General features: G+C 70.7%; 28 protein-coding genes. 14 read left to right on the forward strand and 14 right to left on the reverse strand.

Annotated elements, in window-relative coordinates; translation table 11 throughout:
* Positions 1-3: 3 nt before the first annotated feature.
* Positions 4-270, reverse strand: a complete 267-nt coding sequence (locus ACPYN5_RS14715; RefSeq protein ID WP_424449736.1) for a hypothetical protein — start codon at positions 268-270, stop codon at positions 4-6.
* 76 nt (positions 271-346) lie between these two features.
* On the opposite strand from ACPYN5_RS14715, the gene ACPYN5_RS14720 reads away from it, so the two are divergent.
* Positions 347-1,102: an SDR family NAD(P)-dependent oxidoreductase gene (locus ACPYN5_RS14720; RefSeq protein ID WP_424449737.1), complete on the forward strand. Its 756-nt coding sequence runs from the start codon at positions 347-349 to the stop codon at positions 1,100-1,102.
* Between the two features lie 107 nt (positions 1,103-1,209).
* Positions 1,210-1,665, forward strand: a complete 456-nt coding sequence (locus ACPYN5_RS14725; protein ID WP_424449738.1) for a MarR family transcriptional regulator — start codon at positions 1,210-1,212, stop codon at positions 1,663-1,665.
* Positions 1,666-1,835: 170 nt separating this feature from the next.
* Here ACPYN5_RS14725 and ACPYN5_RS14730 read toward each other — a convergent pair whose 3' ends face one another.
* The 3 genes from ACPYN5_RS14730 to ACPYN5_RS14740 all read right to left on the reverse strand — a co-directional run bounded on the left by ACPYN5_RS14730 (position 1,836) and on the right by ACPYN5_RS14740 (position 4,207).
* A complete protein-coding gene (locus tag ACPYN5_RS14730; protein WP_424449739.1) occupies positions 1,836-2,960 on the reverse strand; it encodes a hypothetical protein in 1,125 nt (374 codons plus the stop codon).
* Positions 2,957-3,310 (reverse strand): PadR family transcriptional regulator, encoded by a 354-nt coding sequence (locus ACPYN5_RS14735; RefSeq protein ID WP_424449740.1) that lies wholly within the window; start codon positions 3,308-3,310, stop codon positions 2,957-2,959. Before ACPYN5_RS14735 ends, ACPYN5_RS14730 begins: the two co-directional genes overlap by 4 nt.
* A 165-nt stretch (positions 3,311-3,475) precedes the next feature.
* The gene (locus ACPYN5_RS14740; protein ID WP_424449741.1) at positions 3,476-4,207 is read right to left on the reverse strand and encodes a GNAT family N-acetyltransferase; all 732 of its coding nucleotides are present in this window, start codon (positions 4,205-4,207) and stop codon (positions 3,476-3,478) included.
* Positions 4,208-4,282: 75 nt separating this feature from the next.
* On the opposite strand from ACPYN5_RS14740, the gene ACPYN5_RS14745 reads away from it, so the two are divergent.
* From ACPYN5_RS14745 to purU, 6 genes are all read left to right on the forward strand, one after another.
* Positions 4,283-5,680, forward strand: coding sequence for an MFS transporter (locus tag ACPYN5_RS14745; RefSeq protein ID WP_424449801.1), 1,398 nt, complete (start codon positions 4,283-4,285; stop codon positions 5,678-5,680).
* A gap of 20 nt (positions 5,681-5,700) precedes the next feature.
* Positions 5,701-7,194: a peptide MFS transporter gene (locus ACPYN5_RS14750; RefSeq protein WP_424449742.1), complete on the forward strand. Its 1,494-nt coding sequence runs from the start codon at positions 5,701-5,703 to the stop codon at positions 7,192-7,194.
* Between the two features lie 53 nt (positions 7,195-7,247).
* Complete coding sequence (locus ACPYN5_RS14755) at positions 7,248-7,517, forward strand: hypothetical protein (protein WP_424449743.1); 270 nt, start codon at positions 7,248-7,250, stop codon at positions 7,515-7,517.
* A gap of 131 nt (positions 7,518-7,648) precedes the next feature.
* Entirely contained in the window at positions 7,649-8,842 is a 1,194-nt protein-coding gene (locus ACPYN5_RS14760; RefSeq protein ID WP_424449744.1) for a cobalamin-independent methionine synthase II family protein, read from the forward strand.
* A 161-nt stretch (positions 8,843-9,003) separates the two neighbouring features.
* On the forward strand, positions 9,004-9,639 hold the full coding sequence (locus tag ACPYN5_RS14765; protein ID WP_424449745.1) for an alpha/beta fold hydrolase: 636 nt from the start codon (positions 9,004-9,006) through the stop codon (positions 9,637-9,639).
* A gap of 132 nt (positions 9,640-9,771) precedes the next feature.
* The gene (purU, locus tag ACPYN5_RS14770) at positions 9,772-10,650 is read left to right on the forward strand and encodes a formyltetrahydrofolate deformylase (protein WP_424449746.1); all 879 of its coding nucleotides are present in this window, start codon (positions 9,772-9,774) and stop codon (positions 10,648-10,650) included.
* Between the two features lie 82 nt (positions 10,651-10,732).
* On the opposite strand, the gene ACPYN5_RS14775 is transcribed toward purU, so the two are convergent.
* The 3 genes from ACPYN5_RS14775 to ACPYN5_RS14785 are packed head-to-tail and all read right to left on the reverse strand — an operon-like array spanning position 10,733 to position 15,543.
* Complete coding sequence (locus ACPYN5_RS14775) at positions 10,733-11,650, reverse strand: serine hydrolase (protein WP_424449747.1); 918 nt, start codon at positions 11,648-11,650, stop codon at positions 10,733-10,735.
* Positions 11,651-11,702: 52 nt separating this feature from the next.
* Positions 11,703-13,700: a M13 family metallopeptidase gene (locus ACPYN5_RS14780; RefSeq protein ID WP_424449748.1), complete on the reverse strand. Its 1,998-nt coding sequence runs from the start codon at positions 13,698-13,700 to the stop codon at positions 11,703-11,705.
* Positions 13,701-13,746: 46 nt separating this feature from the next.
* Complete coding sequence (locus ACPYN5_RS14785; RefSeq protein WP_424449749.1) at positions 13,747-15,543, reverse strand: lipase family protein; 1,797 nt, start codon at positions 15,541-15,543, stop codon at positions 13,747-13,749.
* A gap of 125 nt (positions 15,544-15,668) precedes the next feature.
* On the opposite strand from ACPYN5_RS14785, the gene ACPYN5_RS14790 reads away from it, so the two are divergent.
* Together ACPYN5_RS14790 and ACPYN5_RS14795 are read left to right on the forward strand one after the other, a co-directional pair.
* Positions 15,669-16,985 carry an MATE family efflux transporter gene (locus ACPYN5_RS14790; RefSeq protein WP_424449750.1) on the forward strand — a complete coding sequence of 439 codons (1,317 nt, stop codon included), beginning with the start codon at positions 15,669-15,671 and terminating at the stop codon, positions 16,983-16,985.
* 67 nt (positions 16,986-17,052) lie between these two features.
* The gene (locus tag ACPYN5_RS14795; protein ID WP_424449751.1) at positions 17,053-17,562 is read left to right on the forward strand and encodes a hypothetical protein; all 510 of its coding nucleotides are present in this window, start codon (positions 17,053-17,055) and stop codon (positions 17,560-17,562) included.
* A gap of 18 nt (positions 17,563-17,580) precedes the next feature.
* Here the strand turns inward: ACPYN5_RS14795 and ACPYN5_RS14800 are convergent, their stop codons facing one another.
* Positions 17,581-18,228, reverse strand: a complete 648-nt coding sequence (locus ACPYN5_RS14800) for a TrmH family RNA methyltransferase (RefSeq protein ID WP_424449752.1) — start codon at positions 18,226-18,228, stop codon at positions 17,581-17,583.
* Between the two features lie 134 nt (positions 18,229-18,362).
* Here ACPYN5_RS14800 and ACPYN5_RS14805 point away from each other — a divergent pair, with 134 nt between their 5' ends.
* Positions 18,363-19,001, forward strand: a complete 639-nt coding sequence (locus tag ACPYN5_RS14805; protein ID WP_424449753.1) for a metal-dependent transcriptional regulator — start codon at positions 18,363-18,365, stop codon at positions 18,999-19,001.
* Positions 19,002-19,014: 13 nt separating this feature from the next.
* Here the strand turns inward: ACPYN5_RS14805 and ACPYN5_RS14810 are convergent, their stop codons facing one another.
* A complete protein-coding gene (locus ACPYN5_RS14810; RefSeq protein ID WP_424449754.1) occupies positions 19,015-19,977 on the reverse strand; it encodes an SDR family NAD(P)-dependent oxidoreductase in 963 nt (320 codons plus the stop codon).
* 42 nt (positions 19,978-20,019) lie between these two features.
* On the opposite strand from ACPYN5_RS14810, the gene ACPYN5_RS14815 reads away from it, so the two are divergent.
* Together ACPYN5_RS14815 and ACPYN5_RS14820 are read left to right on the forward strand one after the other, a co-directional pair.
* Positions 20,020-20,829, forward strand: a complete 810-nt coding sequence (locus ACPYN5_RS14815; RefSeq protein WP_424449755.1) for an HAD-IIA family hydrolase — start codon at positions 20,020-20,022, stop codon at positions 20,827-20,829.
* A gap of 112 nt (positions 20,830-20,941) precedes the next feature.
* Positions 20,942-21,127 (forward strand): hypothetical protein, encoded by a 186-nt coding sequence (locus tag ACPYN5_RS14820; RefSeq protein WP_424449756.1) that lies wholly within the window; start codon positions 20,942-20,944, stop codon positions 21,125-21,127.
* A gap of 13 nt (positions 21,128-21,140) precedes the next feature.
* On the opposite strand, the gene ACPYN5_RS14825 is transcribed toward ACPYN5_RS14820, so the two are convergent.
* From ACPYN5_RS14825 to ACPYN5_RS14845, 5 genes are all read right to left on the reverse strand, one after another.
* On the reverse strand, positions 21,141-21,557 hold the full coding sequence (locus ACPYN5_RS14825) for a hypothetical protein (RefSeq protein ID WP_424449757.1): 417 nt from the start codon (positions 21,555-21,557) through the stop codon (positions 21,141-21,143).
* On the reverse strand, positions 21,544-21,828 hold the full coding sequence (locus ACPYN5_RS14830; protein ID WP_424449758.1) for a hypothetical protein: 285 nt from the start codon (positions 21,826-21,828) through the stop codon (positions 21,544-21,546). Before ACPYN5_RS14830 ends, ACPYN5_RS14825 begins: the two co-directional genes overlap by 14 nt.
* A 284-nt stretch (positions 21,829-22,112) precedes the next feature.
* Positions 22,113-23,201, reverse strand: coding sequence for an alkene reductase (locus ACPYN5_RS14835; protein ID WP_424449759.1), 1,089 nt, complete (start codon positions 23,199-23,201; stop codon positions 22,113-22,115).
* A gap of 131 nt (positions 23,202-23,332) precedes the next feature.
* Positions 23,333-23,911 (reverse strand): orotate phosphoribosyltransferase, encoded by a 579-nt coding sequence (gene pyrE / locus ACPYN5_RS14840; RefSeq protein ID WP_424449760.1) that lies wholly within the window; start codon positions 23,909-23,911, stop codon positions 23,333-23,335.
* A gap of 59 nt (positions 23,912-23,970) precedes the next feature.
* The gene (locus ACPYN5_RS14845; RefSeq protein WP_424449761.1) at positions 23,971-24,465 is read right to left on the reverse strand and encodes a metallophosphoesterase family protein; all 495 of its coding nucleotides are present in this window, start codon (positions 24,463-24,465) and stop codon (positions 23,971-23,973) included.
* 214 nt (positions 24,466-24,679) lie between these two features.
* Here ACPYN5_RS14845 and ACPYN5_RS14850 point away from each other — a divergent pair, with 214 nt between their 5' ends.
* The gene (locus ACPYN5_RS14850; protein ID WP_424449762.1) at positions 24,680-25,519 is read left to right on the forward strand and encodes an exodeoxyribonuclease III; all 840 of its coding nucleotides are present in this window, start codon (positions 24,680-24,682) and stop codon (positions 25,517-25,519) included.
* Positions 25,520-25,539: the final 20 nt, after the last annotated feature.

Genomic DNA, 25,539 nt, shown 5'->3' on the forward strand with positions numbered 1-25,539 from the left:
CCGTCAAGCGTAGGCCCGGTGCACGTGCCATCCCTCCTCGCCCCGATAGACGTCGAAGACGAATGTCTCGCCGTCCGGGTCGGTCGCCTGGAAGCGCCATCCATAGAGGCCGCGCCGCCGATCGTCGTCGGCGGCGAGTGACCAGATCGAGTCGCGCAGGCGCGTCGGGATGTCCGTCACCGTCCAACGCCGACCCGCGAAGAACATCCGCGCGGGGATGTCGTCGACGAGCCAGAGGGTGACGTCGTGAGCGCTCGTCGTATCGGTCATGGAAGTCGAGGATAGAACATACCTACGACACTCACCAGAGCTGCGATCGAACACGCGTACTGCATACGCTGGAGGAATGGATCTCACCAGTCTTTTCGGGCTCGCCGGTCGCCGTGCCCTCGTCACCGGCGGCAGCTCGGGTATCGGGCGTGGAATCGCCGAGGCGCTGGCGTCCGCCGGTGCCGAGGTCGTCGTCGCGGCGCGCGGACGCGAGCTCGTCGACGACACCGTCCAGCACATCCGCGCCGAGGGCGGGCTCGCAGCGGGGATCGTCGCCGACCTGTCGTCGCGCAGCGGCTGCCACGAGCTCGCCGAACAGGCCGGCGACATCGACATCCTGGTGAACTCCGCGGGCATCAACATCCGGCCCCCACTCCTCGAGCTCGACGAACCGTCGTGGGATGCCACGATGGCGGTCAATCTCGATGCGCCGTTCCTCCTCGGGCAGCGGCTCGCGCCGGGCATGATCGAGCGCGGATACGGCCGGATCATCTCGATCAGCTCGCAGCAGGCGAGCCGGGCCTTCGCATCGAGCGGCGCTTATGGCGCCTCGAAAGCGGCGCTCGAGGGGCTCGCCCGGTCGCAGGCCGAGGCATGGTCGGCCTCTGGTGTGACATCGAACGTGCTCATCCCGGGCTTTGTTCTCACGCGCCTCAACGAGCGGCTCGCCAGTGATCCTGCTGTCGTCGAGACGCTCGCGGCGCGCACCTTCGTCGGGCGCAATGGCGTGCCCGACGACTTCGCAGCCGCCGCGATCTTCCTCGCGGGTCCCGGGTCGGCCTACGTCACCGGTCAGTCGATCGCCATCGACGGCGGCTTCTCGGTGCACTGAGGTTCACCTTCCCTGCCATATCAGCTGAGCCCTCTCACCGGAAGAGCTCCCCCGCGGAGACCCACTGCGCAAGACTGAAGCGCTAGGCCGATGAACGCGGGGGAAACATGACAGTGCAGGGTGAGACATCGTCGGCCTCGGCAGTTCTCGACGCGCTGTGGGGGTACGAGGCGGCGGAAGGCGCGATCCGCTTGCGCTTGCGTGACTCCATGCTCGTGAGCGAGAACGACCTCGTCGCCCTCGAGAAGCTCATCGAGGCCCAGGACCGCGCGGTCACCCTCACCCCGTCGAACATCACGCAGGAGCTCGGCATCTCGTCTGCGAGCACGACGGCCATGCTCGATCGCCTCGAGCGCTCGGGGTACCTGCGCCGGCAGCCGCATCCGTCCGACCGCCGGAAGGTCTTCGTGACGCTCGGCGACCGCCCGGTCGAGGGTCTGCGCCGCTCGGGTTCCGAGGTGCAGCACCGTGTCGAGGACGTCATCGCCGACATGCCCGCCGGTTCGGCGGCCGTGCTCGTCGACTTCCTCTTGCGGATGCGCCTCGCCGCCGAAGCCGCCTGAGTCGGCGCCCCGGCACGAAAAACGGCCCCGGCCCGGTCTGTTCGACCCCGGGCCGCGATGCAAGGCATCCCGCCCGACGCCCGGATCCGGATGCCTCCACCCCCGCGTGTCGTCGATGATCCCTTGCGCCCGCGCACAACGCGACGCGGCGCCGTATTGCCCTCCCGAGCTCAGCCGGCGGCAAATGCCGCTTTCGGGGCTGATCGCTCCCGGGGCGCCCAACCGAAGAGCAGGAAAGCGCCGGCGAGGCTCAGCGGCCCGATCAGGTGGAAGATCTGCGAGACCACCGACACGTCGCCGCCTGACGTGGCGAAGGTGTCGGCGATGGACATCCCGATCCCGAAGCCCGAGAAAAGGCGGAGGAACAGAGCGATGCCGATGATCGCGAGATACAGGATGCCGAGCCGGCGCGGCGTGAGCCACGCTCCACGGGTGGCCAACGCGCCGACGGTCACACAGGCCGCCGCGATGAACCACACGACCCCCCACACCACGACGAACGTCACCGCGGTCACGGGATCGAAGCCGTCGGCCCCGATCATCGCCGTATAGATAGCGTCGAGGTCGCGGCCGGGAACCTTCGCCAGTGGATTCCAGATCAGTGTGTCGAGCGCACCGAGCACGAGCAGCACGGCCACCGATGCAAGACCGGCTATTGCGATCGGAGCGCGGCGGACGAGCGGTGATGAGCGGGGCGCCAGGATGAGAGGCATCGAGCGCCAGGCGCCGGTGACCCCCACGGCCGCCCCGCCTGCGGTGAGGCCGATGCCCGCGGCCGCTACCTCCGCCGCGGTGGGGTGCAACGCGGCGACCGCGAGGAGAGCGAGGCCGAGCGCTGTGGCGGCGAAGGCCACCCGCACGACGTTCGAGCGCGACAGGGCGGCCGCGCCGACGAAGAGCGCGGCGGCGAACAGCACTCCCCCGAAGGTGAGCATGCTCAGCACGGACCGTGCCCCGGCGAGCGCGATCTCGAGCGCCGGTGAGATGTCAACAGCCGCGCGGTCGAGATCTCCCGTCAGCCACATCGCACCCGTCATCGTGACGACTGCGGCGACCAGCGCGACGCCCTGTCGGCTCAGCCGGCGCGGGGTCGCACCTCGCGGCTCGCCGGTGAGCACGGGCGAGTCACGGTCGGCGGTCAGCGCGACGGCGATCGCTCCGCGCACGACATCCTCCGGCCGTATCCCGGCTTCGTGGGCGCCCGCGACATCCGCCCGCCACTGCTCGAGGTGACGGGCGCGCGATGCCACCGGCATCGTACGGCTCACCGCGCGAAGGACGAGGTCGACGTTCATGCGATCGCTCCCGTCGCGTCGCCTGGAATCGGGGGCGACTCGGGCTCGAGCCGATCAGCCCGGCGGCGCTGCATCCGCACGGCGTGGGCCTCGAACGCGGCACGCGCTGCGACAAGCCCCTCCGGGGTCAGCCGATAGAGCCGCCGACGTGGTCCGCTGCGGCGCCCATCGACCTCCCACTCGGAGATGACCCACTCGTTCGATTCGAGGCGTTCGAGGATCGGGTACACGCTGCCCGCCGGCCGGCCGGTGCGACTGACGACGAGCAGCCCCCACACCGGTTCCGGCTCTCCGACGAGCACTTCCAGGACGTCGACGGTCGCCGGGGTCACCCGTTTGAGCGGCTGCATGTCAGGACCCTATCTCTATATACCTAGAGATAGAAGTACGGACCCCCGGGCCGCGATGCAAGACATCTGACGCGACACCCCGGCACGGATGCCTCCAACCCGGCGTGTCACCGACGATCCCTTGCAACCGCGCGCAACGCGAGCCCCCACCCGCGCCGCCGGTGGTCAGGGACGGACGAGGAGGAAGCCGCGAGCGTCGTCGAAACCACCGACGACGAGCCCGGCTGCGAAGTGCTCGAGGAACTGGGCGCGGACGCGGTCGCGCCAGGCATCCGCCTCGGCCGGAGACGCTGCGCGGATCGCGTGGATGTCGGCGGGCACCGCGATGGTGGCCACGACCCGGTCATCGGCCGGCCGCTCCTGCGGGGGCGCCGCGAGGGGCCACGTCACCATGAGCCGGTCGGTGACCTCGCCGCGGTTGATGCCGTCGTCCATGAGGCCGTACTGATCGACGAGGTAGTCGCTGATGCGCGCCCCGAGCACCTGCAGGTTGAAGTGCGCGTTGCGCGCGAACAGCGGGTCGAACGTCCACGTGATGGTGCCGACGTCGCGCGCGAACGCCCAGGCGCGCTGGTGCTGCTTGAGCACGCGCCCGAGGCCCTGCTGCTGGTACTCGGGCAGCACGCCGGTCACGTGCGAGTGCATCGACCGCGCGCCGGGCGCGGCGAAGAAGGCGACCGATGCGCCCACGACCCGATCGCCGTCGAAGAGACCGACGACATAGTTGCCGGAGTACGCCAGCGCGCGCATGAGGTTCGTGGGCACCGAATCGCGGTCGCCGCCCCAGACTTCGCGCAGCACCGCCGCACCGGCGAAGATGTCGGCGACGGTCTCGAGGGGGCGGATGTCGATCCCCGCGGGCACGTCGGCTTCGATGGGGGGAACGCTCTCGCTCATGAGCCCACCCTACGCCGCCGCGGATAGCCTGACGGGATGGCATCAGGCGACGACCAACGACGACGACTCACTCGGATGCCGCGGCAGGGAGCGATCGTCGCCGTCCTCGCCACCGCAGGCCTGGCGTCGTCGTTCATGTTCACCCTCGTCGTCCCGATCCAGTCGAAGCTGCCCGAGCTGCTCGATTCGAGCCGTGAAAACACGGCCTGGGTCGTCACGGCCACCCTTCTCGCCGCCGCGGTCTTCACCCCGATCGCCGGGCGCCTCGGCGACATGTACGGCAAACGGCGCATCGTCGTCGTGCTGCTCGCACTCCTGATCGCAGGGTCCATCGTCGCGGCGCTGTCGACCGACATCATCGGGGTGATCGTCGGGCGCGCGCTCCAGGGCGCGGTGACGGGCGTCGTGCCGCTCGGGATCTCGATCATGCGCGACGTGCTCCACGAGAACCGCGTCGACCCGGCGATCGCTCTGATGTCGGCGACCCTCGGCGTCGGCGGAGCGGTCGGCATGCCGATCAGCGCGCTCGTCACCGAGACCAGCGACTGGCATGTGCTGTTCTGGATGTCGGCGGGCCTCGGCGTCGTCGTCCTCGTCCTCGTCGTGCTCGTCGTGCCTCCGAGCGTGCTGCGCACCCCCGGCCGCTTCGACGTCGCCGGCGCGATCGGACTCGCGATCGGCCTGACCGGCGTGCTCCTCGCGGTCTCGCGCGGCAACACGTGGGGCTGGACCTCGGCGGCGACCCTCGCCTGCGGCCTCGGCGGCATCCTCGTCCTGCTCGCGTGGGGCTGGTTCGAGCTGCGCATCGCCGACCCCCTGCTCGACCTGCGCGTTGCCGCGCGCCCGGCCGTCCTGCTGACGAACCTCGCGTCGGTGGCGATCGGCTTCTCGCTGTTCGCCTCGAACGTGTCGTACCCGCAGATGCTCGAGCTGCCCGTGGCCGTCGGCGGCTTCGGACTGACCCTGCTGCAGGCCAGCCTCATCGTCATGCCTGCGGGACTGGTCATGATGGTGCTCTCGCCCTTCTCGGGCCGGCTCGCCCGCACGGTCGGCCCGCGGCTGCTGCTCGTCCTCGGTTCGATCGCGCTGATCCTCGCCTACGGCTTCTCGCTTCTGTGGGCGTCGGAGGTGTGGCACCTGCTGGCGGCGAACCTCCTCATCGGCGTCGGGATCGGATTCGGCTACGCGGGCATGCCGATGCTCATCATGCGCTCGGTGCCCCCGACCGAGACGGGGGCCTCGAACGGGCTGAACGCTCTGTTCCGCTCGCTCGGCACGAGCACCGCCGCGGCGCTCATCGGCGCCGTGCTCGCGGCGTTCTCCGTCGAACGGGCCGGTGTGGCGGTGCCGACACCCGCGGCATTCCAGCTGTCGTTCGCGCTCGGCCTCGGTGCCGCCGTGATCGCGCTCGCGGTGGCCCTGTGCATACCGCAGCGCCGCGATCCGCACGAGACGCGCCCGTCGCTGCGCTGACCGGCGTATCGTCGGCGTTCATGAGCCACGAGGACGCAGCCTCCACCGCATCCCGCCCCCGCTCGTCCGACGCACGCGCCGGCGACACCCGGTTCTTCGGGCAGCCGTGGGCTCTCACGCACATCTTCGGCGTCGAGCTGTGGGAACGCTTCAGCTTCTACGGCATGCAGATCGTCCTGGTCTACTACCTCTACTTCTCGGTGTCCGAGGGCGGGGCCGGCCTGCCGCAGGCGACGGCTGTCGGCATCGTCGGCGCATACGGCGGGGCGGTCTACCTCTCGACCATCCTCGGGGCGTGGGTCGCCGATCGCCTGCTCGGCTCGGAGCGCGTGCTCTTCTTCAGTGCGATCATCATCGTCGCGGGTCACGTCGCCCTCGCCGTGCTTCCGGGTCTGCTGTCGGTGGCGGTCGGCCTCGTGCTCGTCGCCCTGGGTTCGGGCGGCCTGAAGGCGAACGCGACGGCGGTCGTCGGAACCCTCTACTCCGAGCACGATCCCCGGCGCGACGCCGGCTTCTCGCTGTTCTACCTCGGCATCAACCTCGGCGCGTTCGCGGGTCCGCTGCTCACCGGATTCCTGCGCACGAGCCTCGGATTCCACTGGGCCTTCGGCGCCGCGGCGGTCGGCATGACCATCGGCCTCGTCCAGTACGCGATCGGACGGCGGGCGCTGCCCGAGTCGGCCCGTCGCATCCCCAACCCGCTGCCGCGCTCGCGCTACCCGCTGATGATCGGCATCGCCGCCCTGGCGGTCGCCGCTGTCGCGCTGCTCGTCGCCGTCGGCGTCATCCGGGCCGACAACCTCTCGCTCGTCGTGGTCGTCGTGGTGATCGCCGCGACGATCGCGTACTTCACCGTGATCATCTCGAGCGCCCGCATCACCTCGACCGAGCGGTCGCGCGTGTACGGCTTCATCCCGCTCTTCATCGTCAGCGTCGCATTCTGGTCGCTGTACCAGCAGCAGTTCACCGTCGTTCCGATCTACGCCGAGAAGCGACTCGACCTGAACTTCCTCGGCTGGCAGATGCCGCCGGACTGGGTTCAGTCCATCAACCCGGTGTTCATCATCATCCTCTCGGGCGTCTTCGCGGCGCTGTGGACGCGGCTGGGCACCCGCCAGCCGTCGACTCCGATCAAGTTCGCCGCGGGCGTCGCCGTCATGGGGCTCGCGTTCCTGCTCTTCCTCCCCTTCGCCGGCGGAGGCCCGTCGTCGACCCCGCTGCTCGGGATCGTCGGCATCCTCTTCGTCTTCACCGTCGCCGAGCTGCTGATCTCGCCGGTCGGGCTGTCAGCGGCGACGAAGCTCGCTCCGGCCGCGTTCCAGACGCAGATGGTGGCGCTGTTCTTCCTCTCGGTCTCACTCGGAACCGCGATCTCGGGCCTTCTCGCCCCTCTCTACGACCCCGAGAACGAGGTGCCCTACTTCTCGATCCTCGGGGCGATCGCGATCGTCCTCGGTCTCGCACTGGCCGCGGCACGCAAGCCCGTGCTCGCGCTGATGCGCGACGTCCGCTGACGGCGAAGCGCGAGCCCTCGTCACGAGGGCGTCCCGCGCGAGAGGATGGACGCATGTCTTCCTCTGTCGAGCGCCGTTCGAACCCGACCGCCTGGGCCGCCTTCTGGGTGGCACTCCTCGGACTCGTTCTCATGCCGATCCCGCTGTTCATCGGGCTCATCCTCGGCGGCGGGCTCTCGCTCGTCTCAGCGGTGCTCGTCGTCATCGCCCTGCTCAAGGGCCTCGCACGCAGCGGCAGAGGCATCGCCCCCGTCGTGTTCGCCGGCATCTTCGTGCTGCTCACCTGGGGCGGCATCTCGATCGGCGGCGGCATCGTCTGGTGACCCTCATCCGTTGCGTCACCGTCACACGATGACGCAGGATGCCGGCCCGCCACGGGACCGACGTTAGAGTCGCGGACGGATCCGACGGGCGCCCCGCTGGCGTCGATCGGCCCGACCAGAAAGCGACGCGCATGACCGAGATCACCACGACCACCGCCGGCAGCCTCCCTCGCACGCAGGCGCTCATCGACGCCAACCGCGTCCGCAGCTTCGCCGAGGACGGATTCACGCTGCAGTCGACGCCCGAGTTCGCCGAGCTGACGGCTCAGGCCGTCGCCGACGTCGTCACGCGGCAGCGCGCTGCGGGCGTGACACAGGTCGGTGACGGCGAATTCGGCAAGGCGATGTCGAACGCGGTCGACTATGGCGCCTGGTGGTCGTACTCGTTCCAGCGCGTGAGCGGCCTGTCACTGACCGAGGTGAACGCCTTCAACGAGCCGCCCGTCCGCTCCGAGCCCGGCCGCATCCGCCTGACCTCGTTCCTCGATCGCCGCGACCGGCAGCTGTTCCCCGCCGTCTACGCCGAGGCCGTCGACGCCGGCGCCACCGCGACAGCCTTCCCCACCACCACCGGGCCCATCGCTTACCGGGGTCACGCCGCCGTGGCATCCGACATCGCGAACCTCACCGCCGCGTTGCGCGACGGCGAGCAGGGGTTCCTGACCGCGATCGCGCCCGGTTCGGCCTCCCGGGTGCGCAACGAGTACTACGCCAGCGACGAGGAGCACATCTTCGCGTGGGCCGAAGCGCTGCGCGAGGAGTACAAGGCCATCACCGACGCCGGCCTCATCGTGCAGCTCGACGACCCCTCGCTCGCCGAGAACTTCGACCAGATCAGCCCGGAGCCCTCGATCGCCGACTACCAGGCCTTCACGCGTATCCGGGTCGAGGCGATCAATCACGCGATCGCAGGGCTGCCGAAGGAGCTCGTCCGACTGCACCTGTGCTGGGGCTCGTGGCACGGACCGCACACGACCGACGTCGCACTCGCCGACATCCTGCCCGTCGTCCTCGAGGCGAACGTCGGCTCCATCTCATTCGAAGCGGGCAACGTCCGTCACGAGCACGAGTCGGGCGTCTGGGCGGACGCGAACGTGCCGAGCGACCTCGTGCTCGTGCCCGGAGTCGTCAGCCACGCCACCAACGTCGTCGAGCACCCGGAGCTCGTCGCGCAGCGCATCGAGCGCTTCGCGAGCATCGTCGGGCCCGACCGCGTGATCGCCTCGACCGACTGCGGTCTCGGCGGGCGCATCCACCCCGACATCGCCTGGGCCAAGCTCGCCTCGCTCGGTGAGGGCGCCCGCATCGCCGGCTCGCGGGCCTGACCCGTTCGCCGTCGGTCCGCGATGCAACGGAACGGCGCCGACACCCCGGGTTCCGGCATCCGCATCCGGGGTGTCGACCACGGTCCCTTGCAGCAGCGCCCGGCGGGCGGTGAGCCGATTCGACTAGCGTGAAGGGTCGCAGGACAGCGCGAGAGGAAGCCATGACCGAGACACAGCCGCAGATCTTCGAGCCCGAGGGCCGCGCCATCCCCTACGTGGAGGATGCCGGTAGCGAGCCCGTCCTCGTGCTGATCCCCGGGTACAGCAACATCGCCGCCCTCGGCACCCTCGCCCACGTGCTGGCCGAGGAGGACTTCCGCATTCTGCGGGTCGGCTACCGCACGGCGCAGACCGAGGGCGCCACGCTGCACGACCTGGCACAGGATGTCGTCGACGTCATGGACCACGTCGGACTCGGCGACGCGTGGGTCGGGGGTCACGCCTTCGGCGGCGCCGTCGCGCGCACCGTGTCGATCGACCACACCGACCGCGTCGACGGCGTGCTGCTGCTCGGCGCCGAGGGCGAGACGCCCCGCACCGACCTCGAGCCGCTGCAGGCGGCGGCTGCGGCATCCGTGTCGGCCGAGGAGTGGCGTGCGCTCGCTCCGACCGTTCCGGTGATGCTCATCCAGGGCGGTGCCGACGAGGTGCTGCCCCCGGCCAATGGCGAGCGACTGCAGGCCGCCGCTCCGGGGCTCGTCAGCCTCGTGACCCTCGAGGGCGGCGGGCATCTCTTCCCCGCGACCCACGCGGGCGAGGCGGCCTTCGTCATCGAGGACTACCTCGACGTCGACTGACCCCGCGCTCCCGTCTCATTCCCGTCGACTCGCCACGAATCGCGGATGCGGCACCCACCGCATCCGCGGAATCCGGCGAGCGGACAGCCTGAGCGTGCCGGGAGCCCCCGGCGGACAGGGCAGAATCGAAGGATGACCGCTTCGTCGACTGCGCTCCATCCCGCCCACGCCTGCCTCATCGTGCACGGTCGGGATCAGCCGGGCATCATCGCAGCCCTGTCGGCCATGGTGACGCGGGTCGGCGGCAACATCGTCGCCTTCGACCAGTACTCCGACGACCCGACCGGCGGCGCCTACTTCTGCCGCGTCGTGTTCCACCGTCCGAACTTCGCGGTCGACCGACCCGCGATCGAGGCGGAGATCGGCGAGACGCTGGCGGGATTCGACCTGCAGTGGTCGCTCACCGATCAGTCGGTGCCCAAGCGCATGGCGATCCTGTCGTCGAAGCAGGACCACTGCCTCCTCGACCTGCTGTGGCGCCACCGCCGCGGCGACCTCCCGGTCACGGTGCCGATGGTCGTGTCGAACCACACCACGTCGGCCGAGGACGTCCGTTCGTTCAACGTGCCGTTCTTCCACGTCCCCTCCACCCCCGGACCCGACAAGTCGGCGTCCGAGGCCGAGATCCTGAAGCTGCTCGTGGGCAACGTCGACTTCGTCGTGCTCGCCCGCTACATGCAGATCCTCTCGTCGGACTTCCTCGAGAAGCTCGGCGTGCCCGTGATCAACATCCACCACTCGTTCCTGCCGGCCTTCATCGGCGCCGAGCCCTACAAGAAGGCCAAGGAGCGCGGCGTCAAGCTCATCGGAGCGACGAGCCACTACGTGACCACCGACCTCGACGAGGGCCCGATCATCGAGCAGGACACGATCCGCGTCACCCACGCCGACACGGCAGCCGAGCTCGCGCGACGCGGAGCCGACGTCGAGCGTCAGGTGCTCTCACGAGCCGTGCTGTGGCACGCGCAGGACCGCGTCATCCGGCACGGGAACCACACGATCGTCTTCTGACCGGCGGATACGACCGCGACGCGCGCGCCCACCTGCGCCCCGTCACGACACGGAGTGAGACTCGAGCGCGGGTCGGATCACCTCAGAAGACGTACTCCATGAGGTCGAGCCCGAAGGCACGGAACGCCTCGTGGGCACGCAGCCGGTCGCTCATCGACAGGTCGTCGAAGCCGACGATCATCGCGTACGACACCCCGGCACGGGGGCCCGCGAGCACGCCGGCCTCGGCCCGGATGCCGTCGGCCCGGCCGGTCTTGTTGACGAAGAGCAGCTCGTGCTTGTCGTCGTCGTGGGCGAACGGGTCGAGGCCCGTCACCGACCCGACGAGCGACAGGTCGTGATTCAGACTCAGCCACTCCGACACCTGCGCGCTCACCCCGGCCGAGACGACGTCGGTGTTGACGAGCGCAGCGAACATCGCGGCCAGCTCGCGCGCCGTGCCGAGGGCGTAGTGCGGCGCGTCGTCGGGGCCGCGGTCGTCGCGGAAGCGGTCGAGCAGTGCCGTCCGCGGCATCCCGAGGCTTCCGAGTCGTGCACGCACCGCGTCGAGGCCGACCCGGTCGAGCAGGGCGTTGGCGGCGAGCGCGTCGCCGGTCGAGGCCGCCAGCACGGCGAGGTCGCCCAGCGGCAGGGCCGGTGCGAGCAGATGACGCCAGATTCCCGCGACCGCGACGTCACCGACGGCCGACCGGTCGACGATCTCGAGCGGATCCAGGCTGCCGGCATCGAATCGCGTCGCCACCTCGATCAGCAGCGGCACGATCCCCACCCCGGCGATGGGAAGGGTCACGAAGTCGTCGCCGGCGAGCACGGGCGTGCCTCGGTCGAGGTCGGCGACCCGCACCGACACCCGTGCCCCCGAGGCTGCGAGAGCGTCGAGGGCCTTCTCCGTCGACGCGAATCCCCGGCGCGGCGCGCCGGAGCGCCGCCGCGGCCGGGGGCCGGAGCGACGCTCCGCCCGGGAGCGGGCGGTTTCGGAGGAGGACTCTGATCCGTCCACCGTCATGTTCTCGTCTCCGTCGGAGTCAGTCTCAGCGATTCGATTCGGTCGATCACCAGATCGTGACGCGGCGTTCGGGCGCGAGCCACAGCTCGTCGCCCTCGGTCACGCCGAACGCATCGTAGAACGCGTCGATGTTCCGGACGATCTGGTTGCAGCGGAACTCGTTCGGCGCGTGCGGGTCGATCGTCAGCAGCCGGATGGTCTCGGCGTCGCGGCCCTTCTGCTGCCAGATCTGGCCCCAGCTGAGCAGCAGGCGCTGCACCCCGGTGAAACCGTCGATCACGGGCCCGTCGGGCGCCTCGGCCAGCTCGTCCTCCGACATCGTCGCGGCGAGGTGCAGGCGGTAGGCCTTCAGCGCGATCCCCAGACCACCGAGGTCGCCGATGTTCTCGCCGATCGTGAGCGCACCGTTGACGGTGTGCTCCTCGCCGAGCCCCTGCGGCACGAGCGCGTTGTACTGCTCGATCAGGGCTCCGGTGCGCTCTTCGAAGGCGGCGCGATCGGCGTCGGTCCACCAGTCGTTGAGAGCTCCGGTGCCGTCGTAGGCGCTGCCCTGGTCGTCGAACCCGTGCCCGATCTCGTGGCCGATGACCGCGCCGATGCCGCCGTAGTTCGCAGCCGCATCGCGCTCGGAAGAGAAGAACGGCAGCTGCAGGATGGCGGCGGGGAACACGATCTCGTTCATGAGCGGGTTGTAGTACGCGTTGACCGTCTGCGGGGTCATGTGCCACTCGTCGCGATCGATCGGCTGGCCGAGCTTCGCCAGCTGCCGCTCGTACTCCCACTCGGTCGAGCGCAGGACGTTGCCGAGAAGATCGGCCGGCTCGATCTCGAGCGCCGAGTAGTCCTTCCACCGGTCGGGGAACCCGATCTTCGGCGTGAACGCCGCGAGCTTCTCGAGCGCGCGTTCGCGCGTGGCCGGCGTCATCCACTCCAGCGCCGTGATCGACTGCCGGTACGCCTCGATGAGGTTCGCCACGAGCGCGTCCATCTCGACCTTCGCCTGCGGCGGGAAGTGCCGCTCGACATAGATCTCGCCCACCGCCTCGCCGAGGGCGGCCTGCACGATGCTCACGCCGCGCTTCCAGCGCTCGCGGTTGACCGGCACGCCCGTCAGCTGGGTGCCGTAGAACGCGAAGTTCTCGGCGACGAACGCCTCGGGAAGGAACGGCGCCGACGCGCGCACGACCTGCAGCCGCAGCCACGCCTTCCAGTCTTCGAGGTGCTCGTCGGTCAGCAGGGAGCCGAGACCGGAGAGGAAGCTCGGCTGATTGACGTTGATCTCGGCGAAGCCGTCGCGGTGTCGGGGGGCGAGCCCGTCGAGCCACGGGTCGAGGTCGACGCCGGCGAGCGCGCGCACCTCATCCCAGGTCTGCAGGTTGTAGGTGGCGACCGCGTCGCGATTGCGGACGTTGTCCCAGTGGTGCGTGGCCAGCTCCGTCTCGAGGCGGGCGATGCGCTCGGCCTGCTCCGCCGCGTCGCCGACCCCGGCGAGCTCGAGCATGCGCTCGGCGTAGCCGCGGAACGCGGCACGCGTCGGGGCGAAGTTGTCGAGACGGTAGTAGCTCTCATCGGGCAGCGACAGGCCGCCCTGCACGAAGAAGACGACGTAACGCTCGGGATGCCCGGGATCGGGCTCGATGAACGTGCCGATCATCCCGCCGATGCCCTCGCGTTCGAGCTCGCCGACGGTGCGCAGCAGCGACGGGACGGAGTCGATCGCATCGACCCGGGCGAGCTGCGGTCGCAGCGGCTCGGCGCCGAGCCGGTCGATGCGCTCGGTGTCCATGAAGCTCGTGAACAGGTCGCCGATCTTGCGGCGGACCGTGCCGGGCTCGGCCGTCGTCGCCTCATCGACGATGGCGCGGACGTCGCTCTCCGCCTGCTCGGCGATGAGGTGGAACGACCCCCAACGGGCCTTGTCGTCGGGGATCGCGGTGCGCTCGAGCCAGCTGCCGTTGACGTGCCGGAACAGGTCGTCCTGCGGGCGGATCTCGGGGCTGAGCTCGGCGATGTCGATGCCGGAGGGGAGGACGGGATCGGTCATGGCACCCATGCTAGGCCGACCGGACGACACGAACTTCGGAGCACGCTCAGCGTTCCGTGGTGGTACACCCCTCGGCCACCGGGATGCCGGCGAAACGATCCTTCGTCCAGTCGAACAGCTCGTCGATGAGGGGCGACGGGCGCTCGACGACACCCGCGTGCTCGAAGCCCGCGTAGGTGCGGAAGTCGACGTCCTGGCCGGCCCCGCACATCCGGTCGACGAAGTCCGCCTGGGTCTGGACGGGGATGACGCTGTCGGCTCCGCCGTGCGCCAGCAGAACAGGCGCGGTCGAGCGCAGCGGCGCCGTGTTCTCGCGCAGGTGCCGGCCGAGCACACCGGATGCCGGCGATCGCGAGAACAGCGCCGGATCACGGCTCATCCCGAGCGCAGCCGCCACCGACAGCACGATCGTGGGGTCGGACAGACACCGCTCCGACATCTGGCGCAGCACCGTCTCCGCTCCCGGTCGCACGTAGTCGCGGTACTCGATCTCGGGGTAGATCTCCGAGAACGAGGCGAATGCGTACGAGGCGAAGATGCTGCCGCCGGTGACGCCCGAGATCCCCTGCACGAGCGCGGCGGGGTCGCTCGCCGGCGCGAGCGCCGCGACTCCCTGCACCCACACCTCGGGCGCGTACTCGCGTGCGACGGAGCCCGCCCACAGCGCCGCGGCGCCGCCCTGCGAATGACCCCACACCACCGTGCGCGCGCCGAGGTCCGCCTCGTCGAGCTCGCGCGCGGCGCGGACGGCGTCGAGCGAGGCGTGTGCGCTCGGCAAGCCGACGAGGTAGGGATGCGGGCCCTCGGTGCCGAGGCCGATGTAGTCCGTTCCGACGACCGCCCATCCCTCCCTGATGGCGCGCGGCAGCATGTAGAACGCTCCCGCCCACAGTCCGCGGGGCTGCAGCGAGGGTGCGCAGTGCGGAGCGAAACCGGTCGTGCCGTGGTTCCAGTCGATGACGGGCCATTGGCCGTCGCCTTCGCGCGGCACCGCGACGATCGCGCTGGCGACGCGCACGCGACCGTCGACGCCCGTCGTGGTGTAGAGGATGCGCCAGCCTTCCGCGCTCGCGGGAATGCCGCCGGTGAACGGCTCGGCGCGCACGAGGCGGCCGGGCTCGTCGGGCAGGTCGCGAGGCGCCGCGTAGAAGTCGTCGACGACGGTCGAGCCCTCGCGCAGCGGCGCCGTGACGATCGTCGTGCTCACCGCGAGCGCGACCGAGGCGATGGCGACGACGGTACGACCCCAACGCCGCCGGGGGCGACCGTCGTCACCGACACCCGCTGCCGCGCGGTCGTCGCGGCGCCGGCGCAGCCGCGTCCACAGGTCGACCACTCCGCTCATGATGAGCCGTGCCCCGAACACCACCGCCGTGACGAGCAGGGTGATGTCGGGCCAGAACAACGCGAGTGAGCCGAAGATCGCCCCGGAGGCACCGAAGGCGGCGTCGGCGATGCGCGCATCCCACGTGCGGCCGCGCCCGAACGCCGCGATGACGCCGAGGACGCCGCCCGACAGGAGCAGCACGCCCACGACGACGGCGACCACCCGCACCGTCAGCCCCGGGGCAAGCAACACGATCGCGCCGCCGATCAGCCACGCGACACCGGTCACGGTCCGCCAGCGCGGCCGATGCGACTCGTCCTCGCGGCCGGTGAGCTCGAGCAGCCCGGTCAGGGCCATGCCGCCGCCGATGAGCCAGGCGAGCACGTCGAGGGCGGTCGTCGGGCGGATGACGATGACGACGCCGAGCACGACGGCCGCCGCCGCCACGACCACGCGGACCCACGTCGGCAGCCGCGCGTGCAGGCGCGCGATCGCCAGGCGCTTGAGCAACCGCATCCGAGTCCGTCCCTCCGGTCGACCATCAACGCTAGCGGCGGATGCTGTGCCGGCCTCGGCGCTCGACAGCGACGCGACCCCCGTGCAAGGCGAGCCCGCCGACGCCGCGGCCCTAGGCTCGAGGCATGGCGCTTACGCTCAACCGCGAGATCCTGCGGCTGGCCGTTCCCGCGCTGGGCGCTCTCATCGCCGAGCCGATGTTCCTCATCGTCGATGCGGCCCTCATCGGGCACCTCGGCGTCGTGCCCCTCGCGGCGCTGGGCATCGCGGGTGCCGTGCTGCAGACGATCGTCGGGCTGATGGTGTTCCTCGCCTACGCGACGACCCCGGCGGTCGCGCGCCGCTTCGGGGCGGGCGACTCGACGAGTGCGGTGAGCGCGGGCATCGACGGACTGTGGCTCGCGCTGGGGCTCGGCGCCGTGCTCGCGGCGGTCGGCTCGCTCGCCACCCCGCTGCTGGTGGGCATGTTCGGGGCGGGTGAGGCGGTGTCGACGGATGCGGAGACCTACCTCCGGCTGTCGATGTGGGGCCTGCCGGCGATGCTCATCGTCTTCGCCGCGACGGGTCTGCTGCGCGGGATGCAGGACACCGTCACCCCGCTGTGGATCGCCGGGCTCGGCTTCGGCGCCAACGCCCTGCTGAACGTGCTGTTCGTCTACGGATTCGGCTGGGGCATCGGCGGCTCGGCACTGGGCACCGTCATCGCGCAGTGGGGCATGGTCGGCGCCTACGTCGTGGTGATCGGACGGCTCGCCCGTCTTCATTCGGCATCGCTGCGCCCCCGCGCCGAGGGCATGCGCGGTTCTGCCCGGCTCGGCGGGTGGCTGTTCCTGCGCACGGTGTCATTGCGCGCGGCCCTCCTGGCCACCGTCGCCGTCGCGACCGGTCTGGGCACCGGCGAACTCGCCGGATGGCAGGTCGCCTTCACGATCTTCTCCACCGCCGCCTTCGCGCTGGACGCCCTCGCCATCGCGGCGCAGGCCCTCATCGGCCGCGGCCTCGGCGCCGGCGACGAGGCGTTCGTCCGGCGCGTCCTCGGTCGGACGGTCGCGTGGGGCGCCTGGTTCGGCGTGCTCGTCGGCATCGGCATCGCGGCGGCGTCGGGGGTGATCGGCCTCGTCTTCACGGGCGATGCGGCGGTGGCCGCGCTGGTGCAGCCCGCCCTGATCGTGCTCGCGATCGCACAGCCCGTCTGCGGCATCGTCTTCGTGCTCGACGGGGTGCTCATGGGTGCCGGCGATGCCCGCTACCTCGCCATCGCGGGCGGGCTCAACCTCGTGCCGTTCATCCCGGCGCTTGTCGTGATCGCCGCACTGCATCCGGTCGGCGCGGCCGGGCTGGCGTGGCTGGCGGTGGCGTTCTTCGGTGTGTACATGCTCGCCCGCCTCCTCACGCTGGGGTGGCGCGTCCGGCGCGGGGCGTGGCTCAGCATCGCCGTGTGAGCGGACTGTGATCGGGGAGAAACGTCTCTCACGCCCGAACCTCAGGAACCGCCCTTAGCGTGGCGGCATGCCGAAGCTCTTCTCCGCAGCCGCCGCCGGCGTCGCCGTGCTCGCGGTCGGGATGCTGACGTGCGGCTGCGCGGAACGGACGCCGCCCGTCGAGATCCCCACTCGATCGTCCGATCCCGGCACGCTCCCCCGCCCCACCGCCGACGACGCGGTGCGATGGGCCGACACCGTCATCCCGGAGAACGCGCTCGGCGGTGCGACCTGGACGCAGCGCGAGACGGGCGTGCTCGAGCCCGGCAGGGAGCCGATCATCTCGGTGACGGCGGCCGAGGCTCCCGCTATCGTGACGATCGCCTGCGTGAGCGGATCCGGGGGCGACCTGGCCTACACCGTCGCCGCGGCCGGAAAGGTGCTGGCAAGCGGCGAGGTCGTGTGCGCGGCCGTCGACGAGAACGCGGAGCCGCACGGCATCCGCGACGTCCCCGCCGATGCCACGGTCGAGCTCACCGCCTCCGCCGCGGGGCTGTTCGTCTACTCGGTCACTCCCGATCGCGATCCGGCGCGTTGACACCCGGGCCGGCCGGGCTCAGCGAGCCCAGCGACGGCACCACTCGTACATCACGACCGCTCCCGCGGCGGAGGCGTTGATCGAGCGGGTCGAGCCGTACTGCGTGATCTCGACGACGACGGATGCCGCGGCCACCGCTTCGGGCGAGAGCCCCGGACCTTCCTGGCCGAACATCAGCACGGCGCGCTCGGGCAGCTCCGCCCGGTCGACCGGAACCGAACCCGGCACGTTGTCGACGGCGACGATGGGGAGGTCGTTCTCGCGCGCCCAGGCGGCGAAGGCCGCGACATCCTCGTGGTGGCGGACGTGCTGGTAGCGGTCGGTCACCATCGCTCCCCGTCGGTTCCAGCGCCGCCGTCCGACGATGTGCACCTCGGCCGCACCGAACGCGTTGGCGCTGCGCACGATCGAGCCGATGTTCATGTCGTGCTGCCAGTTCTCGATGGCGACGTGGAACGGATGCCGGTGCTCGTCCAGGTCGGCCACGATCGCCTCGAGCCGCCAGTAGCGGTAGCGGTCGATGACGTTCCGCCGGTCCCCGTCGGCGAGAAGCTGCGGGTCGTAGCGGGAATCGTCGGGCCACGCGTCGGGTCCGCCGGGCCAGGGCCCCACACCGACCGGGAGCTGCGCTTCGACGTGCTCCTGAGCCGGGTCTGTAGCGTCCACCGAGCCAGGCTATCCGGCGCCCGAGTGCACGGCTGGGCGCCGAGTGCACGGCATCCGCACGTCCGTACCCCGTGCACTCGGCAGGATGCCGTGCACTCGGCGGGATCGGCGGGGGTGGCTGGGTACTGTGGAGTGTGCCCTCCCCCGCCGTCGACGACTACCTGAAGACGATTTACCACCACACCGAGTGGCAGCCCGCGCCCATTACGCCCTCGCAACTCGCGGCAACGCTCGGGCTCGCACCGTCGACGGTGACCGAGATGGTCCGCAAGCTCGCCGCGCAGGACCTCGTGTCGCACCGCCCCTACGGCCCCGTGGCACTGACCGAGGCCGGCCGGCTGCGCGCGGCATCCATCATCCGGCGGCATCGCCTCATCGAGACGTGGCTCGTCCGCGAGTTCGGCTACGCGTGGGACGAAGTTCACGACGAGGCAGAGGTCCTCGAGCACACCATCAGCGATCGGCTGCTGTCGGGTATCGCCGAGCGCCTCGGTGATCCCCGCTTCGACCCGCACGGCGACGCGATCCCCGATGCCGACGGCGAGGTGCATCGCGAGCCCTTCGTGCTGCTGGCCGAGGCGGCCATCGGCCATTCGGGCCGCATCCTCCGCGTCAGCGACCGCGATCCCGCGCTGCTGCGCGCCCTCGAGGAGCAGGGCGTGGACGTCGGACACACGCTGACCGTCACCGGCAGGCGGAGCGTGCAGCTCGACGGCGGCGGTTCGATCGCGCTGCCGACCGGCGGCGCTGCGGCGATCTGGGTGACCGCCTGAGGACGGCCGGACCTCAGCTCTTCGCCCGGGTGCGGCTGGCCTTGAGATACGGCCACGGAGTACGCGTCGTCTGCTCGCAGTACGACCACAGGCGCGCTGCGACCTCGGGGTCGCGCGTCACCGCGGCGGGGGTCGCGATGCGCGGCTCACCACGGAGGACCCCGCCGGGACCGTAGAACTCGCCGCCCTCGGCATCCGGATCGACGAGGGCGCGGATGAGCGGCCACGCGCCTCGTTCCTTCGACTGCGTCACGACGACCTGCAGGTTGTCGGTGAACCGGGTCATCCGCGACGGCTCGTTGATGCCGGCGATGCCGCGGGTGCGTCCGCTCGTCGAATAGCCGGGGTGGGCGACGAGGCTCGCGACCGGCACGCTCGCCGCGCGCAGCCGGTCGTCGGCCTCGAGACCGAGCGAGGTCGTGGCGACCTTCGACTGCACGTACGCGCGCCACGGCGAGTAGTCGTCCTCGAGCTCGATGTCGACCGGGTCGTATTTCCAGATCGACGTCGACACCGAACCCACCCACACCATCCGGCCGCGCCCGGCGGCGAGCGCGATCAGGAGCTCACCGGCCAGCGCGTAGTGACCGAGCACATTGGTTGCGAAGACCAGCTCGTGACCGTCGGGCGTCGTGCGGCGCTGGCGGGGCGGGTGGACGACCCCGGCGTTGAGGAGCAGCCCGTGCAGCGGCTTGCGGCCCCGCGCGGTGGCCGCGGCCGCACGCACCGAGCCGAGATTGCTCGTGTCGAGCAGCAGCGTCTCGACCGAGCCCACGTCTTCGGGAAGAGCGCGCATGACCGAGGCGCGCGCGGTGGCCAGACGCTGCGGGCTGCGTCCGGTCATGATGACGTGGGCGCCTGCCGAGGCGAGCTGGAGCGAGGCGAAATAGCCCAGTCCGGCGTTGGACCCCGTGACCAGGTAGCGCTTGCCCGACAGGTCGGGAAGCTTGCGGGGATTCCAGTCGTCGCGGGCCACGACTGAAGACTACGGCCGGATCGCCACGGCTAGGCTGGGGCCATGCGGACACGTGCCGATATCGAGTGCTGGCTCACCGACATGGACGGCGTTCTCGTCCACGAGAACCACCCCATCCCGGGAGCGGCGGAACTGCTCGCGCAGTGGCGCGAGACCGGGACCCCGTTCCTCGTGCTGACCAACAACCCCTTCTTCACGCCACGCGACCTCAGCGCGCGACTGGCGCGGTCGGGGCTCGAGGTGCCGGAGGACCGCATCTGGACGTCGGCCCTCGCGACGGCGGACTTCCTCCGCTCGCAGCATCCGGGCGGCTCGGCGTTCGTCATCGGCGAGGCGGGCCTGACGACCGCTCTCCACGAGGCCGGTTACATCATGACCGAGAGCGACCCCGACTACGTCGTCGTGGGCGAGACGCGCAACTACTCCTTCGACGCCATCACCAAGGCGATCCGCTTCATCAACGCCGGTGCGCGGTTCATCATCACCAACCCGGATGCCACGGGGCCCACGCCCGAGGGCGTCGTTCCGGCCACCGGCTCGTTCGCCGCCCTCATCTCGCACGCCACCGGCAAGACGCCCTATGTCGTGGGCAAACCGAACCCGATGATGTTCCGGTCGGCGATGAACCGCATCGGCGCGCACTCCGAGAACACCGGGATGATCGGCGACCGCATGGACACCGATGTCGTGGCGGGCATCGAGGCGGGCCTGCACACGATCCTCGTGCGCACCGGCATCTCGGACGACGCCGAGATCGAGCGGTACCCGTTCCGTCCCGACGAGATCCTCGACTCGGTCGCCGATCTGCTCGACGACGAGCCGTACGAGGCCGAGGATCCGGGCATCCTGTGAACGAGCTCGAGCAGAACCTTCTGCTGATCAGCGCCGCACTGATGCTCACGACGAGCCTCGTCGTGATCGTCGTGCAGCTGATGCGCCGTCGGCGCGGCGGGGATGACGACTGATGTCGATCGTCCTCGCACTCACCGGCCTCGCGATCCTGCTGATCGCCCTCGTCATCTTCGTGCGCAACCAGCGCATCGGCGACGACGGCACCAACCGCGGCTCGACCCGGCGCGGCATCATCCTGCTGATGTTCTTCGGCCTGCTGCTCGGGCTCGCCTCGCAGCTGCCCGTCTTCCAGAGCTGAGCGCCCCGCGCACTCACTTCCGTCGACGCCGCCGCATCGCACGCACGATCACCCACGCGATCACCGCCGGCACGAAGACAGACGCGGAGAACAGCGCGGTCGACCACCGTTCGTGCTCGGGAGCCATCGCGGAGACGAGGAGCGCACAGCCCCCCATCCCGGCGCTGACTCCCATCAGCGACTCGAGTCGAGTCCGGGCGTCCCAGAAGCGTCGTCCGGTCGTCTGTCGGGCCGGGGCCTTTCGAGGTCGACGCCAGGCGGTCAGCGCTGATCGAGCGGCGGCCAGGATGGCGGCGACTCCGACGACGATCGCGACGAGCCCCAAGCCGAGTCCGGCGGGCAGCATCACGATGACGATGCCGGCTCCGACGGAGATCGCTCCCGCCGCGAGCAACGCGACGTGCGCCTCATCCGTGTCACGCAGGCTCATCCGGTCGCCCTCCCCGACGGCGACGGCGTCCGCGCCGCAGCCAGAGCAGCTGGATGACGACGATGACACCGCCTCCGGCGACAAGTCCGACCGCCATCCGATCCCACCCACCCGCCAGACCGAGGGCGGCACCGATCACAGCGAACATGAGGCCGAGCGCGAACCCACCCCACACCCGCGCCGGGTCGCCGTCCGGCTCGCGGTTCGGGTCGAGGTCGTCCTCGCGCTCGAGCGCGGCCGCCTGCTCCGACCGACGTGCCCGGGCCCGCACCGAACACCATCCCCATGCACGAGAAACCACACCGCCCCCAAAGCAGCACTCACGGCCCTCCGCCTCCTGCGACGCAGATCGGAGCAGACCGATGGCTCAGACAGTACCGCCGTGGGCGGCCCCTCGCCTAGGCTCCGCCCCGCGAGCACCGCCCACCTCGGACACTCGCGTCGAGAATTGCTGAGGGCGACGGCCATCCGCGAAACCGTGCGAACCTGTCCCGTACACGGGACGGGACCTCCGTACCCGCACGAGAGGCCGTGCTCCCGCCGCCGCCCCGCGCGTCAGACGCCGGCGCGCACCTCGTCGAGGAACGGGTAGTCGGTGTACCCCTCGGACGTCGAGCCGTAGAACAGCTCGGGACGCGCGTCGTTGAGCTCGGCACGCTGCTTCCAACGCGCCGCCAGGTCGGGGTTCGCGATGACGGGGCGTCCGACGGCGACGGCATCCGCCCAGTCCGACGTCACGAGCGTCTCTGCCTCTTCACGCGTCGTCGGCGACCCGAATCCGGAGTTGAGGATGAAGGGGGCACCGGCCGTCCGGCGGAGGTGCTGCACGAGCTCGCCGGTCGGATCGGCGCTCAGCACGTCGACGAAGGCGAGCCCGAGCGGCGCGAGCCCCTCGGCTACGGCCGTGTACGTGGCGAGCGCGTCGGCGTCATCGTGCTCGAGCACGCCCTGGATGTTGTGCTGCGGCGACAGGCGGATGCCGGTGCGGTCGGCGCCCACCGCCGCGGCGACGGCCCGCGTGACCTCGATCGCGAAGCGGGCGCGGTTCTCGGGCGATCCGCCGTACTCGTCGTCGCGCATATTCGAAACGGGCGAGAGGAACTCGTGGACGAGGTATCCGTTCGCGCCGTGGACCTCGACGCCGTCGAGACCGGCGGCCCGGGCGTTGCGCGCGGCCTGCGCGAACTGCTCGATGACCTCGGGGATCTCTGCCGCAGACAGGGCGTGGGCGATGGGCATGTCGGCCTTGCCCTTCGGTGTGCGCGTCTGCCCGGGGGCGGCCAGCGCGCTGGGGCCGACGACGCGGTCTGCTCCGGTGATGTCGGGGTGCGAGACGCGGCCGCCGTGCATGAGCTGCATGACGATCGTGCCGCCCGCCTCGTGGACGGCGTCGGCGATGCGGCGCCACCCCGCGATCTGATCATCAGTCTGGATGCCCGGCTGGCCGGGGTACGACTTGCCCTCGACGACGGGCCACGTGCCCTCGGTGATGATGAGACCCTGCCCCGCGCGCTGCCGGTAGTACTCGACCATGACGTCGGTGGGCACGCCGTCCTCGGCTGCTCGGGTGCGCGTCAGCGGCGCCATCACGACACGGTTCGAGAGGTTCAGGGTGCCGAAGACGGCGGGCTCGTACAGGCTCATACCGAAGCGCAACCCGGCCGGCCCCGCGGGGTATTCCTCCGCAGGCGAGGTTCACCCGGCAGTTCTCGCCGCTCCGGCGAAGCGGAGGGGCGGATGCTGCCGGGTGAGCAGCTGCGACGCGGCCGCGGGCCTTACTGCGGCTGGAGCCCCAGGTCGTCGAGATCGATCGCGGCGAGCCAGCGCAGCCCGGCCTCCTCGACGGCGGCCTGTGCACCCGTCTTGCGGTCGACGATCACGGCGACGGCCACCGGCTCGGCGCCCTCGCGCCGCAGCGCCTCGACGGCCTTGAGCGCCGACTGACCGGTGGTCGAGGTGTCTTCGACGACGACGACACGCTTGCCCGCGACATCCGCGCCCTCGATCTGACGGCCACGGCCGTGGTCCTTCGGCTCCTTGCGCACGACGAAAGCGTCGAGCGGACGACCCGCGTGCACCGACTCGTGCATCACCGCGTTCGCGATGGGGTCGGCTCCCAGGGTCAGCCCGCCGACCGCCACGACGCCGTCGACGTCCGCGATGAGGTCGAGCATGATCCGACCGATCGCGGGGGCGGCGCGGTGGTCGAGGGTCAGGCGGCGCATGTCGACGTAGTACGTCGCCTTCTTTCCGCTCGAGAGCGTGAAGTCGCCGTGGAACACCGCCTCGTCCTGGATCAGCCGGATGAGGTCCTGGCGGTCGGCTTCGAGCTCGGGCGTGCCTGCGACGGTCATGCCCCCGATTCTACGAGCGGCCCGATGCGCCGCCGCACGGGCTCCGCGTGCCCCGCGGCTCAGACGACGACGAGGTCCACGTCGCGCAGTTCACCCGCGTCGATGGTCAGTGTGAGGAAGGTCTTGTGGGGCTGGCGGCGCCGATCGGTCGGCGAGCCGGGGTTGAGCAGCCGCAGGCCGCGCGGAGTCGTCGTGTCCCAGGGGATGTGGCTGTGACCGAACACGAGCAGATCGTCGTCCGGATAGGCGGCATCCATGCGTCGCTCGCGGCCGGTCGCGGCGCCGGTCTCGTGCACGACCGCGACCCGGACTCCCTCGATCGTGCGCCGCGCCACCTCGGGCAGCCGAGAGCGCAGGTCGTCGCCGTCGTTGTTGCCCCACACACCCAGCACCTCGCCGTGGCGTTCGAGCTCGTCGAGGACGGATGCCGAGACCCAGTCCCCCGCGTGCACGATGAGATCCGCCGCGTCGGCCGCCGCCAGCACGGCATCCGGCAGCATCCGCGCCCGCCCGGGGATGTGCGTGTCGGCGATGAGCAGCAGTCTCGTGGCCATCCCCCGACGCTAGCCCGGTCCCTGGCTGTGCGCACCGGGATGCCGCGGGCCGCGGTGCAAGGGATGGTGCGCGGCTCGCCGCGGCGAGGGCCGCCCCTTCGGCGTGTCGGTCATGATTCCTTGCATCCCGGCGCATGGCCCGCGCGCACGGTCCCGGCGCGTCCCGTCAGGGCCTCGAGGCGGCGACGTCCGGGGCGCCGAATAGGCTGGAGGCATGCGTCTTGCCACCTGGAACGTGAACTCGATCCGTGCTCGTGTCGACCGCATCGTCGGCTTCGCCGTGAACGAAGACATCGATGTGCTGGCGATGCAGGAGATCAAGTGCAAGCCCGAGCAGTTCCCGATGGCGCAGTTCGAGGCGGCCGGGTACCACGTCGAGCTCCACGGCCTGAACCAGTGGAACGGGGTCGCGATCGCGAGTCGTGAGCCGATGAGCGACGTGGAGATCGGGTTCCCGGGGATGCCGGGATTCCTCAAGGGCCACGAGGGCCCCGACGCGCCGCAGGAGGCGCGCGCGATCGCCGCGACCGTCGGCGGGGTCCGGGTGTGGAGCCTCTACGTGCCCAACGGGCGTTCGCTCGACGACCCCCACTACGTGTACAAGCTGCACTGGCTGCAGGCGCTCGAACAGTACACGCGCGAGACCCTCGCCGCCTCGCCGGCGCTTCCTCTCGCCCTGACCGGCGACTTCAACATCTGCCCCACCCCCGAAGACGTCGGCGACCCGACCCTGGTCGAGGGCGTCACGACGCACGTCTCGCCTCCCGAGCGCGCCGCGTTCCAGGCACTGCTCGACGCCGGCCTCGCCGACACGGTTCGTCCGCTCGTGCCCACCGGCTTCACCTACTGGGACTACAAGCAGTTGCGCTTCCCCCGCAACGAGGGCCTGCGCATCGACTTCATCCTCGGATCCCCCGCCTTCGCCGATGCCGTGACGGGCGCGGCGATCCACCGCGATCAGCGCAAGGGCGAGGCCCCGAGCGATCATGTTCCCGTCGTGGTCGACCTCGACCTCGCCGGCGATGACGACGACGATCGCCCGATGATCTTCTGATCCGCCGCTCGAGAGGGGCG

The organism is Microbacterium arborescens, assembly GCF_049707515.1.
GTDB classification, from domain to species: Bacteria; Actinomycetota; Actinomycetes; order Actinomycetales; family Microbacteriaceae; genus Microbacterium; species Microbacterium arborescens_B.

Coding starts and splice junctions, on each gene's coding strand:
- ACPYN5_RS14795 (WP_424449751.1), top strand. CDS start 17,053: ATGCCGAAGCTCTTCTCCGCAGCCGCCGCCGGCGTCGCCGTGCTCGCG.
- ACPYN5_RS14730 (WP_424449739.1), bottom strand. CDS start 2,960: ATGAACGTCGACCTCGTCCTTCGCGCGGTGAGCCGTACGATGCCGGTG.
- ACPYN5_RS14745 (WP_424449801.1), top strand. CDS start 4,283: ATGCCGCGGCAGGGAGCGATCGTCGCCGTCCTCGCCACCGCAGGCCTG.
- pyrE (WP_424449760.1), bottom strand. CDS start 23,911: ATGACCGTCGCAGGCACGCCCGAGCTCGAAGCCGACCGCCAGGACCTC.
- ACPYN5_RS14835 (WP_424449759.1), bottom strand. CDS start 23,201: ATGAGCCTGTACGAGCCCGCCGTCTTCGGCACCCTGAACCTCTCGAAC.
- ACPYN5_RS14760 (WP_424449744.1), top strand. CDS start 7,649: ATGACCGAGATCACCACGACCACCGCCGGCAGCCTCCCTCGCACGCAG.
- ACPYN5_RS14765 (WP_424449745.1), top strand. CDS start 9,004: ATGACCGAGACACAGCCGCAGATCTTCGAGCCCGAGGGCCGCGCCATC.
- ACPYN5_RS14825 (WP_424449757.1), bottom strand. CDS start 21,557: ATGAGCCTGCGTGACACGGATGAGGCGCACGTCGCGTTGCTCGCGGCG.
- ACPYN5_RS14740 (WP_424449741.1), bottom strand. CDS start 4,207: ATGAGCGAGAGCGTTCCCCCCATCGAAGCCGACGTGCCCGCGGGGATC.
- ACPYN5_RS14845 (WP_424449761.1), bottom strand. CDS start 24,465: ATGGCCACGAGACTGCTGCTCATCGCCGACACGCACATCCCCGGGCGG.
- ACPYN5_RS14755 (WP_424449743.1), top strand. CDS start 7,248: ATGTCTTCCTCTGTCGAGCGCCGTTCGAACCCGACCGCCTGGGCCGCC.
- ACPYN5_RS14720 (WP_424449737.1), top strand. CDS start 347: ATGGATCTCACCAGTCTTTTCGGGCTCGCCGGTCGCCGTGCCCTCGTC.
- ACPYN5_RS14725 (WP_424449738.1), top strand. CDS start 1,210: ATGACAGTGCAGGGTGAGACATCGTCGGCCTCGGCAGTTCTCGACGCG.
- ACPYN5_RS14735 (WP_424449740.1), bottom strand. CDS start 3,310: ATGCAGCCGCTCAAACGGGTGACCCCGGCGACCGTCGACGTCCTGGAA.
- ACPYN5_RS14790 (WP_424449750.1), top strand. CDS start 15,669: ATGGCGCTTACGCTCAACCGCGAGATCCTGCGGCTGGCCGTTCCCGCG.
- ACPYN5_RS14785 (WP_424449749.1), bottom strand. CDS start 15,543: ATGCGGTTGCTCAAGCGCCTGGCGATCGCGCGCCTGCACGCGCGGCTG.
- ACPYN5_RS14815 (WP_424449755.1), top strand. CDS start 20,020: ATGCGGACACGTGCCGATATCGAGTGCTGGCTCACCGACATGGACGGC.
- purU (WP_424449746.1), top strand. CDS start 9,772: ATGACCGCTTCGTCGACTGCGCTCCATCCCGCCCACGCCTGCCTCATC.
- ACPYN5_RS14715 (WP_424449736.1), bottom strand. CDS start 270: ATGACCGATACGACGAGCGCTCACGACGTCACCCTCTGGCTCGTCGAC.
- ACPYN5_RS14780 (WP_424449748.1), bottom strand. CDS start 13,700: ATGACCGATCCCGTCCTCCCCTCCGGCATCGACATCGCCGAGCTCAGC.
- ACPYN5_RS14820 (WP_424449756.1), top strand. CDS start 20,942: ATGTCGATCGTCCTCGCACTCACCGGCCTCGCGATCCTGCTGATCGCC.
- ACPYN5_RS14750 (WP_424449742.1), top strand. CDS start 5,701: ATGAGCCACGAGGACGCAGCCTCCACCGCATCCCGCCCCCGCTCGTCC.
- ACPYN5_RS14850 (WP_424449762.1), top strand. CDS start 24,680: ATGCGTCTTGCCACCTGGAACGTGAACTCGATCCGTGCTCGTGTCGAC.